Here is an 816-nt window from a genome sequence, read left to right as displayed (position 1 = left end):
AAGATCGGTTTAAACAGCAGGTACCGGGGCCTGGGCGTTGATCAGCCCCTGCTGGCGCAGGTCATTCCAGAAGGCCATCGGGATCACCTTGCTCAGGGCGGCGAGGTCTTCGTTGGCGTGTGCCGGACGGGTGGAGCCCGGGATCACCGAGACCACGGCCGGGTGGGCCAGGGCGAACTGCAGGGCGGCCGCCTTCACATCCACACCATGGGCACGGGCCACGGCGCGGATGCGCTCGAGCTTGGCCAGCACGGTCGCGTTGGCCTTCTGGTATTCGAAGTGCTCGCCACCGGCGGTGACACCCGAGCTGTACGGGCCACCCACGACGATGCCTACACCCTGCTCCACCGCTTGCGGCATGACGCGTTGCAGTGCGCGGTCATGGTCCAGCAGCGAGTAGCGGCCGGCGAGCAGGAAGCCATCCGGACGGGCTTCGTCCAGGTCGAGGGTCAGCTCGATCGGCTCGACGCGGTTCACACCCAGGCCCCAGGCCTTGATCACGCCCTCTTCACGCAGACGGGTCAGTACGCGGAAGGCACCGGTACGGGCGGTTTCGAACTGGCTCAGCCATTCGTCACCGTAGAAGTCCTGGGCGATATCGTGAATCCAGACGATGTCCAGGCGGTCGGTCTTCAGGCGGCGCAGGCTATCCTCGATGGAACGCAGGGTGGCATCGGCGCTGTAGTCGTTGACGATGCGGTTGCGGTTGCCGTGCTCGAACAGGCCGCTTTTTTCGCCCAGTTCACGGGCTGCCGGGTCTTCCAGTTCGTCGAGGATGATGCGGCCGACCTTGGTGCTGAGCACGTACTCGTCACG

The 816-nt window shown here is 65.4% G+C and carries 1 protein-coding gene; it reads right to left on the bottom strand.

Annotated elements, in window-relative coordinates; all coding sequences use genetic code 11:
* Positions 1–9 precede the first annotated feature (9 nt).
* Positions 10–816, bottom strand: an 807-nt coding sequence (locus tag CAG46_RS27480; protein WP_085619584.1) for an aldo/keto reductase, incomplete at its 5' end; no start/stop codon positions are given.

The organism is Pseudomonas sp. B23(2017) (assembly GCF_002113725.1).
Lineage (GTDB): Bacteria > Pseudomonadota > Gammaproteobacteria > Pseudomonadales > Pseudomonadaceae > Aquipseudomonas > Aquipseudomonas putida_Z.
The sequence above is the reverse complement of the archived record's forward strand: the minus strand, read 5'-3'. Positions and strand labels throughout refer to the sequence as shown.